The 13,892-nt window shown below is 73.1% G+C and carries 12 protein-coding genes; 6 read left to right on the top strand and 6 right to left on the bottom strand.

What is annotated here, in order from left to right:
- Positions 1-16 precede the first annotated feature (16 nt).
- Positions 17-1,324: a UDP-glucose dehydrogenase family protein gene (locus CP969_RS20640; RefSeq protein WP_004985568.1), complete on the top strand. Its 1,308-nt coding sequence runs from the start codon at positions 17-19 to the stop codon at positions 1,322-1,324.
- A gap of 227 nt (positions 1,325-1,551) precedes the next feature.
- On the opposite strand, the gene CP969_RS33905 is transcribed toward CP969_RS20640, so the two are convergent.
- The 4 genes from CP969_RS33905 to CP969_RS20620 form a co-directional block, all read right to left on the bottom strand.
- Positions 1,552-1,746: a hypothetical protein gene (locus CP969_RS33905; protein ID WP_016825372.1), complete on the bottom strand. Its 195-nt coding sequence runs from the start codon at positions 1,744-1,746 to the stop codon at positions 1,552-1,554.
- 184 nt (positions 1,747-1,930) lie between these two features.
- Positions 1,931-3,268, bottom strand: a complete 1,338-nt coding sequence (locus tag CP969_RS20630) for an MFS transporter (protein WP_004985574.1) — start codon at positions 3,266-3,268, stop codon at positions 1,931-1,933.
- A 95-nt stretch (positions 3,269-3,363) separates the two neighbouring features.
- Complete coding sequence (locus tag CP969_RS20625) at positions 3,364-5,025, bottom strand: amidohydrolase (RefSeq protein WP_004985577.1); 1,662 nt, start codon at positions 5,023-5,025, stop codon at positions 3,364-3,366.
- A 193-nt stretch (positions 5,026-5,218) separates the two neighbouring features.
- Entirely contained in the window at positions 5,219-6,130 is a 912-nt protein-coding gene (locus CP969_RS20620; protein WP_016825373.1) for an Lrp/AsnC family transcriptional regulator, read from the bottom strand.
- 197 nt (positions 6,131-6,327) lie between these two features.
- Between CP969_RS20620 and CP969_RS20615 the strand changes: the two genes are divergently transcribed.
- Together CP969_RS20615 and CP969_RS20610 are read left to right on the top strand one after the other, a co-directional pair.
- A complete protein-coding gene (locus CP969_RS20615; protein WP_004985581.1) occupies positions 6,328-7,326 on the top strand; it encodes a C-terminal binding protein in 999 nt (332 codons plus the stop codon).
- Positions 7,323-8,111 (top strand): class II aldolase/adducin family protein, encoded by a 789-nt coding sequence (locus tag CP969_RS20610; RefSeq protein WP_016825374.1) that lies wholly within the window; start codon positions 7,323-7,325, stop codon positions 8,109-8,111. Before CP969_RS20615 ends, CP969_RS20610 begins: the two co-directional genes overlap by 4 nt.
- A 71-nt stretch (positions 8,112-8,182) precedes the next feature.
- Here the strand turns inward: CP969_RS20610 and CP969_RS20605 are convergent, their stop codons facing one another.
- Positions 8,183-8,863: a hemerythrin domain-containing protein gene (locus tag CP969_RS20605; protein ID WP_016825375.1), complete on the bottom strand. Its 681-nt coding sequence runs from the start codon at positions 8,861-8,863 to the stop codon at positions 8,183-8,185.
- Between the two features lie 422 nt (positions 8,864-9,285).
- Complete coding sequence (locus tag CP969_RS20600) at positions 9,286-9,819, bottom strand: hypothetical protein (RefSeq protein ID WP_026085020.1); 534 nt, start codon at positions 9,817-9,819, stop codon at positions 9,286-9,288.
- A 129-nt stretch (positions 9,820-9,948) separates the two neighbouring features.
- On the opposite strand from CP969_RS20600, the gene CP969_RS20595 reads away from it, so the two are divergent.
- The 3 genes from CP969_RS20595 to CP969_RS20585 all read left to right on the top strand — a co-directional run bounded on the left by CP969_RS20595 (position 9,949) and on the right by CP969_RS20585 (position 13,890).
- Positions 9,949-10,413, top strand: coding sequence for a hypothetical protein (locus CP969_RS20595; protein ID WP_016825377.1), 465 nt, complete (start codon positions 9,949-9,951; stop codon positions 10,411-10,413).
- Positions 10,410-11,624 (top strand): zinc-dependent alcohol dehydrogenase, encoded by a 1,215-nt coding sequence (locus tag CP969_RS20590; protein ID WP_016825378.1) that lies wholly within the window; start codon positions 10,410-10,412, stop codon positions 11,622-11,624. The genes CP969_RS20595 and CP969_RS20590 overlap by 4 nt, the downstream gene beginning before the upstream one ends.
- A gap of 649 nt (positions 11,625-12,273) precedes the next feature.
- Entirely contained in the window at positions 12,274-13,890 is a 1,617-nt protein-coding gene (locus CP969_RS20585; protein ID WP_150474951.1) for an ATP-binding protein, read from the top strand.
- The last annotated feature ends 2 nt before the right edge of the window (positions 13,891-13,892 follow it).

Raw genomic sequence — 13,892 nt, 5'->3', positions numbered from 1 at the left:
AGGACGACTTCCGCCAATGATCGACATCCCACGCAACATCGCCGTCTTCGGCGCGGGCTACATCGGCCTGGTGACCGGTGCGTGCTTCGCCCAGCTCGGTCATCGGGTGGTGGTGCGCGACATCCAGCCGGAGCGGATCCGGATGCTGCACTCCGGGGAGGTGCCCTTCTTCGAGCCCGGGCTCGGCGATCTGATCGCCCAGAACAAGGAGCGGCTCTCGTTCACGCTCGACGCCCGGGAGGCCCTGCGGGACGCCGAGGCCGTGTACGTCTGCGTCGACACCCCGCCCACGGCGTCGGGCGACGCGGACCTGTCCCGGATCTGGTCGGTCGTCGACGCGCTCGAGGCCACCTCGCCCCTCGTCGCGGTGGTCGTGAAGAGCACGGTGCCGGTGGGCACCGGCGCCCGGGTGCGGGCCGCGCTCGACGAGGCCGGGCTCGGCCACGTGGGATACGCGTCCAACCCCGAGTTCACCGCCGAGGGCAGGGCCGTCGAGGACTTCCTGCACCCCGACCGGGTGGTGATCGGCGCCTCGGACGAGGCCACGGCCCACTGGGTGCGGGACCTGTACGACGGGATCGGCGCGCCGGTCGAGATCATGGACGTGGCCTCCGCCGAGATGGTCAAGCTCGCCTCCAACGCCCTGCTCGCCACGAAGATCACTTTCATCAACGAGATCGCCGCGGTGTGCGAGGCGACCGGGGCGGACATCCGGCGGGTCTCCCGGGCCGTCGGCATGGACCACCGGCTCGGCCCGCACTTCCTCCACGCCGGCCTCGGCTACGGCGGCTCGTGCTTCCCCAAGGACACCCGCGCGCTGCGGGCCATGGCCAGCAACTCCGGTTACCCCTTCCAGCTGCTCAACGCCGTCATCGAGGTCAACGAGCTGCAGCCGAGGCGGGCGGTGCAGCGCCTGAAGGAGGAGCTCGGCGGCCTCAGGGGCCGCCGGGTCGCGCTGCTCGGCCTGACCTTCAAGCCGGGCACCGACGACATGCGCGAGGCCCCCAGCGCGGTGATCGCCTCACGGCTGCTCGCCGAGGGGGCCGAGGTGACCGGCTGGGACCCGATGGGTCGCCCCGGTCCGGTCGAGCCGTGGACCTCGGTGACGCGGCACGCCTCACCGCTGGAGGCGGTGACGGGTGCGGACGCGGCGATCGTGGTGACCGAGTGGCCGGAGCTGAGGGCCGCCGACTGGCCGACCGCGGCCCGCCGCATGCGCCGCCCGCTCCTCTTCGACGGCCGCAACCTGCTCGATCCGGCCACCCTGTCACAGGCGGGCTTCACCTACATGAGCGTGGGCCGGGCGACCCGGCCCACGGCCTGACCCCGGGGGCTCCTGCGGGCCGGCCGCCACACGGTCACGCAAGCGCCGTCGCTCCCCGGACCGGGAGCGCGGGTCCGCTCCTCGCCACCCGCTCCCTACTGAAGGCCCAGGTCAGAGACCTGGGCCTTCTTCGTTGCCGAGGGCTTTCCCTGCCCCGCGGGTGCTTCCCCGGGTCCTGGAGCGCGCCGAAGAGCTGTCCGTGCCGGACGTCAAGAGCGGCAGCCGGCTCAGGCGACGGTGTACTCCGCGTCTCCGAAGTCCGCGACCACACGCAGCCGTCCCCCGAGTGCTTCCACAGAGGCTCGGAGTGTCGCCACCTCGGCCCGGTCCGGTTCGCCGTGCTCGACATGGGTCGGCGTCGCCTGCTCGGGGTCGTCCGGCGTCCCCACCGGCTCGACGGTGAGCGGCTCGGTGACGGTCACCCCGCCGGTCGTCGTCCGGTGCCGGAAGGCCGGTCCGGGGCTCGTCGGTCTGTGGCGTGTGGCCGGGGTGGCCGTCCGTCGTTCCGTCGCGGGCGGCGGAGGTGAAACGCCGCGCGCGGCCTGCGGGGAGGGCCGCAGGCCGCGCGTGGTGGAGCAGGTGTGGCACATGCCGTCCGGTGCCCGGTCACACTCCGGCCGGCACCGCGTCCCGGTCGGTGGTCAGCGGCTCCGGGTAGGTGTCCCGCATCCGGCGCAGGAGCGCCGTGCACCAGATGCCGACGGCCGAGATGAGCATCAGCAGTGCCGCGGCCGGCCAGTAGTGGCCCCCGACCAGCGCCGTCAGCGACAGCGCGGCCAGCGGGGCGAAGCCACCGAAGATCATGTTGCAGATCTGGTAGGACAGCGAGATCCCGGTGTAGCGGACCCGGGGCGGGAAGCCCTCGGCGAGGATCGCGGCGATCGGTCCGTACAGCGCCGACATCGTGAAGCGCATCGCCATCATGGCCGCGTAGATCAGGAAGACGCTTCCCGTGCCCATGACGAGGAACTGCGGGACGGAGAGGACGACGACACCGAACAGGCCGGCGATGACGACCTTGTGCGCGCCGACGCGGTCGCCCAGCCAGGACAGGCCGGGGGTGACGACCAGTTCGACGAAGGCGGCCAGGGTCAGTCCGTTGAGCAGCATGGCTTCGGACAGGCCCAGCTCGTCGGTGCCGTACGTCAGCAGGTAGCTGGTGACGATGTAGTAGCCGCCGGTGGCCGTGGCCAGGGCGAAGACGCCGACGAGGACGGTGCGCCAGGAGGTCTGGAACACCTCGACGACCGGGAGCTTGTCCTGCACCGTCCGCTGGGCGCGGATCTCGTCCATGACCGGTGCCTCCTCCAGCTTCAGCCGGATGAGCAGTCCGATGACGACCAGCACGGCGGAGGCGAGGAACGGCACGCGCCAGCCCCAGGTCTTGAACGCCTCGTCACCCCACAGGTGCATCAGCGAGAACGCGCCGGTCGACAGGAGCGCGCCGACCGAGGAGCCCAACTGGGCGAAGGAGCCGAAGAACGTGGCCCTGCCCTTCGGTGCGTTCTCGACGGCGATCAGCACCGCGCCGCCCCACTCGCCGCCGATGGCGATGCCCTGGATGAGCCGGAGGATGATCAGCAGCGTCGGCGCGAGCGCGCCGACCTGCGCGTAGGTGGGCAGCAGGCCGATCGCGAACGACGCGACACCCATCATCATGAGGGTGATGACGAGCGTGTTCTTACGGCCGACGCGGTCGCCTATGTGCCCGAAGACGATGCCGCCGAGCGGGCGGAGCAGGAAGCCCACGGCGAACGTGGCGAACGCGGACATGGTGCGGAGCACGGGCGGCATGTCCGCGGGGAAGAAGACGTCGTCGAAGACGATGGCCGCGGCGGTGGCGAAGGCGTAGAAGTCGTACCACTCGATGGACGTTCCGGCGAGGGCGGCGAAGGCGGATCTCAGCGGGTTCTGCTGCTTCGCTGACTTGGCTGGCTTGGACACGGGAGCCTCCGGCAGGAGCGGCGGGAAGAGGGACGGCGGGGGGAGCGGGGAGTGGGGAGAGAGGAGAGGTGGGGGGAGGGGCGGCGGACGGGGGTTCAGCGGCCGGGGGCGGCCCAGGCGCGGGATCCGCCGATCCAGGTCTCCCGGACGCCGATCGACGCGAGCTCGGACGGGTCCGCGTCCAGCGGGTCGGCGTCGAGGACCACGAAGTCCGCGAGCAGGCCGGGCGCGAGGGAGCCGACCGAGTGCTCCCGGTGCAGGGCGCGGGCGGCGGCGGCGGTGTGGGCGTGCAGTCCGTCGGACACCGGCAGCCGCAGTGACGCGTCGCCGAGGACGGTGCCGAGGACGGTGCGCCGGGTGGCGGCGGCGGACACGGCCTCAAGCGGAGCGGGCGGTGCGACCGGCGCGTCGGAGGAGAACACCACGGGGACGCCGGCCGGCAGGCACGGCCCGGCCGGGTTGTAGCGGTGGCCGAGGTCGCCGATCGCGGTGAGGGTGCCGTCGCCGGTGCGCAGGTGGTGCTGCGGCTGCATGACCGGCACGACGCCGAGACCGGCCATGCGCGTGATCTGCTCGTCGGTGGGCAGCCCGCAGTGCTCGATGCGGTGGCGCATGTCGGCGCGCGGGACGTCCGCCTGTGCCTTGTCGACGGCGTCGAGCACCATGCCGATGGCGAACGGCGACTGTGCGTGGGTCGCCGTCTGCAGTCCGGCGGCGTGGGCGCGGTGCACGAGCTCCGCGTACTCCTCGGCCGAGTGGTAGAGCTGCCCGTGGTGGCAGCAGTCGGCCGCGTAGCCCTCCGGGAAGTAGGCCGTCCAGCCGCCGAGGGTGCCGTCCGCGTAGAACTTCACGCCCTGCACGCGGAACAGGTCGTCGCCGAAGCCGTGGACGACGCCGAGGTCGAGGGCCACGTCGAGCAGGGCGGAGGTGAGGTACGCCGAGACGCGCATCCGCAGCGCGCCGCTCTCACGGGCCCGCAGGTAGGTCTCCATCTCGCGACGGGAGGCCTGGGCGTCGCCGACGGTGGTCACACCGGCGGCCAGGAAGGTCTCCTGGGCGCGCAGCAGGTGGTCGGCCATGATGTCGTCGGGCTCGGAGAGGTGGAAGTTCGGGCCGTGGTTGCCGATCTTCACCCCGGCGGGGCCGGTGAGCAGGTCGCAGGCCGCGTCCCACAGCTGCCCGTCGGGCTCGCCGCTCTCGAAGCGGCCGATGGAGCCGCCCTCCGGGTCGGGGGTGCCCGCGGTGATCCCGCAGGCGTGCAGGGTGTGGGTGTTGACGACGCCTCCGTGGCCGGAGGCGTTCATCACGTACACCTCGCGGTCGGTGGCGATCCGGTCGAGGTCGTGGCAGGTGGGGTGGCGGCGCTCGGCGAGGCGGCGGTGCTCGTAGCCGAAGCCGCGGACGGGCACGCCGGCGGGCAGCTCGCGTGCGGCCTCGGACAGTACGGCGACCAGGGTGTCGATGTCGGGGACGCGCTCGGGGCGGCAGTCGACCCAGGCCAGGGCCTGCCCGTACATCACCGGGTGGCAGTGGGCGTCGACGAACCCGGGGTGCACCAGGCCGCCGTCGAGCTCCAGCGTCTCGTCGGCCCGGCCGCCGAGGGCCGCGCGGGCGTCCTCGGCCGTGCCGACGTGCACGATGCGGTCGCCGCGCACGGCGAGGGCCTCCGCGCGGGCGGCGGTGCCGGCCGCCGCCACGGCGGCACCGGTCACCAGCAGGGTGCGGTCGGTACGGGGGTCGGCGGGAGCGTGGTGCATGGGGGTCCTGCTTTCGGCCAAGGGGGTGCCGGGGTCGACGAGGCGACGCGCAGACGGCTGATTCGTTCGCCTGGACGATAGATAACGAACGACACGTTGGCCAGAGGGTGACGGAAATTAATCTTGGGAAGTTTTGAGCCCTCTCACTTACGGATCGTCCTTCAAGGCCCTCTCGCGGCACCGAACGGTCCGCTCACGGCGCGGCCGTACCGTTCGGCGTGCCCATGTCGTAGCGCTCCTTGATCAGCTCCAGGTGCATCCAGCTCTCCACACCGCGCACCCCCTCGCACGCCCGCATGGCGTCGAGGGTCGTGCGCACCGCGCCGAGCGACTCCGCGCTGATCGTGCCGACGAGTTCGGCGCGACCGTTGCACGCCGACAGGAACGACACCCGCTCCCAGGCCGCGAGCGTGGAGGCGACCGGCTCGCGCACCCCGTCGACCTGGACCGCGAAACCGCAGAGGTAGCCGAGGCCCAGCAGTTCGGGCCGCACCAGGGCGAGCACCTTCGCGACACCGTCGTCCAGCAGGCGCAGGGTGCGGAACCGGGTGGCGCCCGGCGACAGGCCGACCCGCTCGGCCAGTTCGGCGAACGGCAGCCGGCCGTCCTGCTCCAGCTCGTCGAGGATCTTCCGGTCGGTGTCGTCCAGCTCGTGCGCGCCCGGATCCGCGGTGAGCAGGTAGGGGTCCTTCAGGTGCCGGACGCTGATCAGCGGGTCCACGGCAGAGACGCCGGGCAGCGACCGCACCCGCTCGATCGTGCGGTCCAGGGCGTCGAAGCCCTCCGTGCGCAGCTCGGCCATGATCGCCCGTCGCCCGGCGGTGAGCGTGACGAAGGGGGCCTGGGGCATCGCCGCGATCGCCCGCGCCACCGGTTCCGCCGGACCGCGCGTGTCGATCGACAGGTGCGCGGACGCCGTCAGCCCGCGGATCACCGGGTGCACGACGGCGACGACCCGGACCGCACCGGAGGCGAGCAGCCGCTGCGTGCGGGCCCGGGTCGCCGGCCGGGACAGGCCCACGCGCTGCGCCAGCGTCTCGTAGGTGAGGCGGCCGTCGTTCTGCAGTTCGCGGACGACGGCCAGGTCGATGCGGTCCAGATCCACCTGGGCTGATCCCCTCGGTTCGGCGGCCCGGGGTCCGTGCCCCGCCCGGGTCCGCTGCCATTCTCGGTCACCCGCTCCCCGTCACCCGTCGGGGTGACGGGTGTCACGGGCGCACGACATGACCACCTCTGGACAAGTGCTCAGACGAAACGTACGTTCAGCTCCACATTCACCGACGAATCATCTGTGGAGGATCGATGGGACGGCCCGTAGTCGTCTTCACGGACACGGAGGACCTCGATCCCGAGCCGGCGGCGCGGATGCTCGAGGACGCCGGCTTCGAGGTGCGGGTCGGCGACAGCCGCGACCCCGACGTCATCGCGTCGCTCGCCGCGGACGCCGTCGCCCTGATCGTCGGATACGCCCGCGTCGACGCCGCGCTGCTCGACCGTCTCCCCGGGGTGCGGATGATCGCCACCATGTCCGCCGGCTACGACATGATCGACACCGCGGAGGCCGCGCGACGCGGCCTGTGGGTGACCAACCTGCCGTCGGTGGCCACCGAGGACGTCGCCGTGCACGCCTTCGCCTGCGCGCTGTCGCTGGTCCGCCGCCTCCCGCAGGCCGACGCCGTGGTCAGGGCGGGCGGCTGGAACGAGGAGTTCGCCGCGGGCGGGCTGCCCCGCCGCGCGAGCGAACTGACCCTGGGCCTGGTCGGCCTCGGCCGCATCGCCCGCCACCTCGCCACCCTCGCCGCCCCCGTCTTCGGCCGGATCGCGGCCCACGACCCGCACACCGCGCAGGCGGACTGGCCGGCCGGCGTCGAGCGGTACGACGACCTCGACGCCCTGGCCGCCGCCACCGACGTGCTGTCCCTGCACGTACCGCTCACCCCCGCCACGCGCGGGATCGCCGACGCCCGGCTGTTCGGCCGGCTCCGGCCCGGTGGCCTGTTCGTCAACGTCTCCCGCGGCGAACTCGTCGACACCGCCGCCCTGCTGGACGCCCTCGACAGCGGCCGCCTGGCCGGGGCCGCGCTCGACGTCCTCCCCGTCGAACCCCCGCCGCCGGGCGATCCGCTGCGCGGCCACCCGGACATCCGGCTGTCCCCGCACAGCGCCTATCTGTCCGACACCTCGCGCCGCGCCTACGTGTGCAAGCCCGCCGAGAACGTGATCGCCTGGCACCGCACCGGGCGCCCGGTCACCCCGGTCGTCGACCCCACCGCCCCCTCCGTCGAAGGAGCCACCGTATGACCACCGTGCTTCCCGCCGCAGCCACGGAAACCCCCGCCACGGCCGACGAGGAACTGCGGCTGCGTCGCGAACTCGCCGCCGTCTACCGGCTCGTGGCCCACTTCCGGATGACGGACCTGATCTTCACCCACATCTCGCTGCGGTTGCCCGGTCCCGACCACCACTTCCTCATCAACCCCTACGGGCTCCTCTTCGAGGAGATCACCGCCTCCAACCTCGTCAAGATCGACCTGTCGGGCGATCCGGTGGAGCCGACGCCGTACCCGGTCAACCCGGCCGGCTTCGTCATCCACAGCGCCATCCACGCGGCGCGCCCGGACGCCCGCTGCGTCCTGCACACCCACACCAAGGCCGGTTGCGCCGTGGCGGCCCAGCAGGGCGGACTGCTGCCGCTGAACCAGATGTCGATGGAGTTCCACAACCGTGTCGGCTACCACGACTACGAAGGGGTCGCCCTCAACCTGGACGAGCAGCAGCGGCTCGTCGCCGACATCGGCACCCACCCGGCGCTGATCCTGCGCAACCACGGACTGCTGACGGTCGGGGAGACCGCCGCCCAGGCCTTCCTGCGCATGTACTACCTGGAGAAGGCGTGCGAGATCCAGGTCACCGCACAGGCGGGCGGCGGACCGCTGGTCGTGCCGTCGGAGGAGGTGTGCGAGTACACCGCCCGGCAGCTCTCCGGGGAGGAGACCGGCGACTTCGAGGACGACGGCGCCTACGACCTGGCGTGGGCGGCCATGCTGCGCCTCCTCGACCGGATCGCCCCCGACTACAAGGACTGAGGCTCGCCGGAGCCCGCCGGAGCGCCCGGCCCCGCGGGGCCGCCTCCCGGACCGTGCGGTGGCCGCGGTGGTCAGCGGCGGCGGGCCGAGCGCCTCACCCCGACGATCACCGCCCCGGTGGCGGCGAGGGCGCCCAGTGCCAGCGCCGCGCGCCGCCCCGAGGGGCTGTCCACCGCGATCAGGTCGCGCAGTCGGTCGAAGCCGCTCAGCGGAACGCCCGCGAGGGCGTTGCCGGGCGGGCGGCGGGAAACGGCCGGATGCGGATGCGTGGGGGCGGCCATCCGCACGGCCTCCCAGGCCGCGCCGACGCGGCGGAGCTGCCGGTCGTCCAGTGCCGCGCGCAGGCGGGGCAGGAGGACGTCCTCCTCATCCCTGATGTCCTCCCTCACCAAGCGGAACGCCTCCTCGATCAACGCCTCGCGCCGGGGGTCGTCCTTGTCCTTCTCCACGCGTGCGAGCAGGTCGTTGATGGCTTGGTGCTCCTCCTCGACCCGGCCGGTCAGTTCCTCGCCGTCCGGGGAGAGGCGCCGCAGCACCGGCCACAGGACCGTCTCCTCGGCGAAGGCGTGGCTGAACACGAGCTGCACGAAGTCCCGCCACAGCCGATCACGCAGCGGACCGTCGGCGCCGGCGGCCGGGAAGGCGTTCATGAGCCGGTCCAGTTCGGCGTGGTCGCGCCGCTGCCTGAGCAGGATGCTGCCCGGCCCGCCCAGTTCGGCCGGGCTCTGCCGGGAGATCGACGGATGCCTCATGCCCTGAGCGTTCTGAATGTCCTGATCGTGGTCGCCTGACATGCCGGTCCCCTTTCGAGAGGCCGTACTCCCCTGTCGGCGGGAGCCGCGGCGGCTTGATGCGCCGGCGCCCGACGGGTACCCGGACATCCGCCCGGCCCACCGGCCGGACCGGATGTCGGCGCCGGCGTTCGGGCAGCGGCCCTCGGCTCGCGGGCCGTGCGGGTCGGCGGACGCGGTCGACCGGCCCGAGCTGCATCGTCGGCAGACCCGGGCGGGTTCCGAGCGGCATCGTCAGCCGCCCCGGGTGGGTTCCGAGCTCCATCCTCCGCAGACCCGGGCGGCTCCGGTGCGCTCCGTGGCCGACGCGCGGCGGCCGTGGGTCCGTGCGGCGCGTCCCTCCCCGACCGGGACGCCTCGCGACGGTGCGGTGGTCCGGGCGCTCAGTGTCCCCCTGCTCGGCCCCGGGGCAGGGGGCCCACGTCGGAGTGGCGGCCGGGGCGGACGGCCGCGTGCCGCTGTCCCGGGCCGGGGCCCGAGCGGGCGGCCAGGGCGTCGGCGACGGCACCGGTGGCGAAGGCGTACACCGTCTTGTGGAGCAGGTCGACCACCAGTTCGCGGCGCGGCCAGGTCGGGGGCGGGGCGCCGACGCCGGTGGCGTTCTCGAGGATCTGGTCGCTGGTGATCCGGACGACGCCGAACTTCGCCGACGACCAGGGGCCGCGCAGCCCGGCGTGCGCCATCACCGACCGCAGCACGCCGAGGAGGGCGCCCTGCCCGAAGTGCATGGCCAGATTCACCGGCACGGGCTGGCGGCCGGGCCGCTCGGCCATGCCGGTCAGGCGTTCCAGGGTCCGGGCGGGCACGTGGGAGTCGGGCCGACCGGTCAGCCGCTGCTCGACCTTCTCCCCCAGTGTCATCACCAGCACCCCGGCCGTACCGGCCGCCAGTCCCTGCCACAGAGCTCGCTTCATCATGCGGCGGCGGGTACCCCTGCCGCCCCGGCTCACCGGCCCCGGTTCCTCCCGGTCGGCACCGTTTCGTTTCGGCGGCCGGGGTAACCCGGCGTCGGACGGTGCAACCGGACACCGGAACGGAGGACTTCCATGAAGAAGCTGTGGTGGACGGTTCCGGTCGCCGCCGCCGGGGCAGCGGCCGTACGGCGGTCCCGGCAGGCGCACCGGGCCGACGGCCGGGCGGGGGACCGCTGGCTCACCGTGACGATCAACCGGTCGGCCGCGGACGTGGGGTCCGAGGGGAAGCCGCCGCCTCCCCTGGACGATCTCGCGGAGCGGATCGACGTGCGGGTCCGGCCCGCACCGGGCGACCGCGGTACGGAACTGGCCGCACGCTTCAAGGAGCCCGTGTCCGCCGCGTCCGCCTCCCTGCCCGCGCGCCTGGCCGGGCAGGACCCGCGTCAGGAGTTGCGGCGCGCGTTGCGCGACGCCAAGGCCCTGCTGGAGGCGGGTGAGGTGCTCCGGCCCGAAGCGCCGCCGACCACCCGCCCCACTCCGGGCGGCAAGCTGATCGAGCTGTTCACCCGTCGCTCCGGCGAGGAGGGAGTGCTGTGAAGGCGCTGTGCTGGGAAGGCGTGAACAAGCTGTCCGTCGAGCAGGTCCCCGACCCGGAGCTGCGCAACGACCAGGACGTCATCGTGCGGCTGATCGCGGGGACCACCTGCGGCTCCGACCTGCACCTCATCGGCGGCTACATCCCGGCCATGCGCGCCGGTGACGTGATCGGCCACGAGTTCGTCGGCGAGGTCGTGGAGACCGGCTCCGCCGTGCGCCGCCACAAGGTCGGCGACCGGGTCGTCGTCTGCTCCTTCATCGGGTGCGGACGCTGCTGGTACTGCGCCAACGACCTGTGGTCCCTGTGCGACAACACCAACACCAACCCCGGCATCGGCCAGGCCCTGTTCGGCTACGAGACCGCCGGCATCTTCGGCTACTCCCACGCCATGGGCGGCCTGCGCGGCAGCCACGCGGAATACGTCCGCGTCCCCTTCGCCGACTACGGCGCCTTCTCCGTGCCCGAGGGCATCGACGACACCAGCGCCCTGTTCGTCTCCGACTCGGTCCCCACCGGGTGGATGGGCGCCGACCTCGCCGGGGTCAAGCCCGGTGACGTGGTCGCGGTGTGGGGCTGCGGCGCCGTGGGGCAGATGGCCGCCAAGGCCGCGTTCCTCAAGGGCGCCGAGCGGGTCATCTCCATCGACCGGATCCCCGAGCGGCTGGCCATGACCGAGCGGTACGTCGGCGCGGAGACCCTCGACTACACCGCCACGGACATCGCCGCGGAACTGCGCGAGCGCACCGGCGGACGCGGCCCCGACGTCTGCATCGAAGCCGTCGGCATGGAGGCCCACAGCACCGGCCCCGCCCACCTGTACGACCAGGCCAAGCAGCAGCTCCGCCTCCAGACCGACCGGCCCACCGCCGTTCGCCAGGCCATCCACGCCTGCCGCAAGGCCGGCACCGTGTTCGTCCTCGGCGTCTTCGCGGGCGCCGTCGACAAGTTCCCGCTCGGCGCGGTCGTCAACAAGGGGCTCACCGTACGCGGCGCCCAGATGCACGGACAGCGCTACATCCCCATGCTGCTGGACAAGCTGGCCGCCGGCGAGATCAAGACGGCCCACCTCGCGACCCACACCCTTCCGCTCGACCGGGCGCCCGCGGCGTACGACATGTTCAAGCACAAGACCGACGGCTGCGTCCGCGCCGTCATCCGCCCCGACCACCGGCAGGAGCACGGTGACCCGTCGGAGCCGCTCACCGGGTGACCGCCCGCACGGCCCGGCCGTGCTCGTCACCGCCCCGGAGCACCGTGCTGCCCGGGCACGCCGCGGCTGCCCAGCCCCACCACCGCGCCGCCGCGCCGTGTTCCCCCTCCTGACGGAACCCCCAGGTCGAAGACCCGGGGGTTCTCCGTTGTCCGGACCCGTGGGCGCGTACCGCACCGTCGGTTCTCCGGCGGCTCCCCTTGCCGCTCCTCGCCGGAGCGCCGGTACGGACCCTCGGTCCGGACGGCCGACTCCCTTCTCGGGAAGCAGGGTCGGGAGACACCGAACCACCTGACGACCTGTCGGACGGTCGCCCTTCACCGCGCCCGTTTCCTGGCCCGATCCGCCCAACAGGACCCCCACGTAAGCGTCCTGGAGGTCGGCGTGATCAAGTGGTAAGTGAACGAAGGATGTTCACGGAACGTCACGCTTCCGTTGCGGTGAATCGAAGATACGATCTTCAAACAACCTCTGGTGCAGAAGTGGTCCCCATGAAGACGATGACTGACCCGGGCCATGTCGACGGCGCGTTCGGGGCTCGGTGCCCCCGTACGGCCGCTCCCCCGGTACTCCCCCCGTCGCACAGCTCCTGACGTCCTGCGCCTCGCGTCCACCGGACATCGACCCACCGCCGACTCAAAGGTTCTCCATGGCTCGTTCCTCCGCGTCCCCTCCCGAACCCCGAGGGAGCAACGCCCTCTGGGCGGTGGCTCTCGTGCTCACGTTCCTCGTGTGCTCGGCGGCCGTGGTGCCCGTCGCCGGCCTCGGCGTGGCCGCGGCCGCGGTCCATGCGGCCGTCTCCCTCCTGACCCTCGGCTGCCTCGTACGCCTGAGGGGGCGGCACCGGGCGAGCACGGCGGAGGCGGCACGCCTGCACACCGAGCTACGTGAGCGGGAGGCGGAGGTCGCGCGCCGCGACGCCGAATGGCACACCTATGTGCGCAAGCAGTTCGGCGCGGCCCTCCAGGAAGCCGAGTTCCTCGTGGCGAAGCGGCTTCCCGCCGCTCTCTCCCGGGACGAGGTGCCCCCGTCCCCGGAGAGCGGGGAGCCGCTGGTGGTGGAGCTCTCCAAGTGGTTCGACAAGCTGCTCTCGGACGTGTCCGAGGCGCTCGAGGAGCGGGAGGAGTCGCAGCGCATCGCGCTGGTCGAGCTGGCGAGCCGGGTCCAGACCTCGGCGCACCGGATCCAGGCCACGATCACGGGTGTGGCGGAACGTTATCCCGGCGACTCGGGCCTGCTCGAGGCCACGATGCAGGTGGACCACGCGGCGACGCAGCAGGCCCGGCACGCCCAGAGTCTCAAGGTGCTGTGCGGGGAGTGGCCGGGCCAGCAGTGGCAGAAGCCGCTGGCGCTGGTCGACGTGGTGCGCGCCGCTTCGGGCCGGATCGTCGCGTTCAAGCGTGTCGAGGTGACCGGCGACCCCGATGTCGGCATCACCGCGTCGGTGGTCGAACCCCTGATCCACCTCGTCGCGGAACTGCTCGCCAACGCGACCGAGTACTCACCGCCGAGGACCAGCGTGTCGGTCACCGTGCGCACGGTGCAGCGCGGCGCGGTCATCGAGGTGGACGACGGCGGCCTGGGCCTGGACGAGTACCGGCTGGCCGAGGCGCGCGAGATCGTCTCGGGCCGCCGCCTCCTGGGCGTCGGAGACGTCGGCGAGATCCCGCAGACCGGTTTCGCGGTGGTCGGCCGCTTCGCGCACCGTCACGGCTTCGGCGTCGACCTCGGTCCGTCACCGTACGGTGGTGTCCGCGCGGTGATCCTGGTGCCTCTCGAACTCCTGCAGACCATCGAGCCCGCCGGGGCGCCCGGTGGGCGTGTGCTCCCCGCGCCGCCGCCCGCTCCCCCGGCGCCGACGCCGCCGCCCGCCGCGCCCTCCCCCGGGTCCCCGCCGGCCGCCGCCCCCGATCGCGCCGTTCCCGTACGGGCCCCGGAGTCCGCCGCCGAACCCGCCCCGTCGCCCGAGCCGCCCCCGCCCGCCACGCGTGCTCCGGGCACCGGTTCCCGCCGGCTGCCCCAGCGCCGGTCGCGGCGTGACGGGTACGTCCCCGCGGTGGAGGAGGCGCCGACCGCCGTCACTCCGCCGGGTTCGCCGGAGGACGCGGGCGACTGGATGGAGCAGTTCTTCGAGGGCGGACGGACCACGTCCCCCTCGACCGGATCCGCGCCCCCGCCGTCCGGGGCCGTGCCTCCGGAGCCCCCCTCGTACGGCCCCCCGTACAGCCCCTCTCCCCACCCCGATTCCCCGGAAGGACAGATGTGAGC

Source organism: Streptomyces viridosporus T7A, from assembly GCF_008704515.1.
GTDB lineage: Bacteria > Actinomycetota > Actinomycetes > Streptomycetales > Streptomycetaceae > Streptomyces > Streptomyces viridosporus.
Note: the sequence above shows the minus strand (reverse complement) of the source record. Positions and strands in the feature narration are given on the sequence as shown.

What these genes read in the sequence shown, in the direction of transcription:
- CP969_RS20595 (WP_016825377.1), top strand. Translation starts at nt 9,949, where the DNA reads ATGAAGAAGCTGTGGTGGACGGTTCCGGTCGCCGCCGCCGGGGCAGCG.
- CP969_RS20640 (WP_004985568.1), top strand. Translation starts at nt 17, where the DNA reads ATGATCGACATCCCACGCAACATCGCCGTCTTCGGCGCGGGCTACATC.
- CP969_RS20585 (WP_150474951.1), top strand. Translation starts at nt 12,274, where the DNA reads ATGGCTCGTTCCTCCGCGTCCCCTCCCGAACCCCGAGGGAGCAACGCC.
- CP969_RS20610 (WP_016825374.1), top strand. Translation starts at nt 7,323, where the DNA reads ATGACCACCGTGCTTCCCGCCGCAGCCACGGAAACCCCCGCCACGGCC.
- CP969_RS20605 (WP_016825375.1), bottom strand. Translation starts at nt 8,863, where the DNA reads ATGAGGCATCCGTCGATCTCCCGGCAGAGCCCGGCCGAACTGGGCGGG.
- CP969_RS20600 (WP_026085020.1), bottom strand. Translation starts at nt 9,819, where the DNA reads ATGATGAAGCGAGCTCTGTGGCAGGGACTGGCGGCCGGTACGGCCGGG.
- CP969_RS20625 (WP_004985577.1), bottom strand. Translation starts at nt 5,025, where the DNA reads ATGCACCACGCTCCCGCCGACCCCCGTACCGACCGCACCCTGCTGGTG.
- CP969_RS20615 (WP_004985581.1), top strand. Translation starts at nt 6,328, where the DNA reads ATGGGACGGCCCGTAGTCGTCTTCACGGACACGGAGGACCTCGATCCC.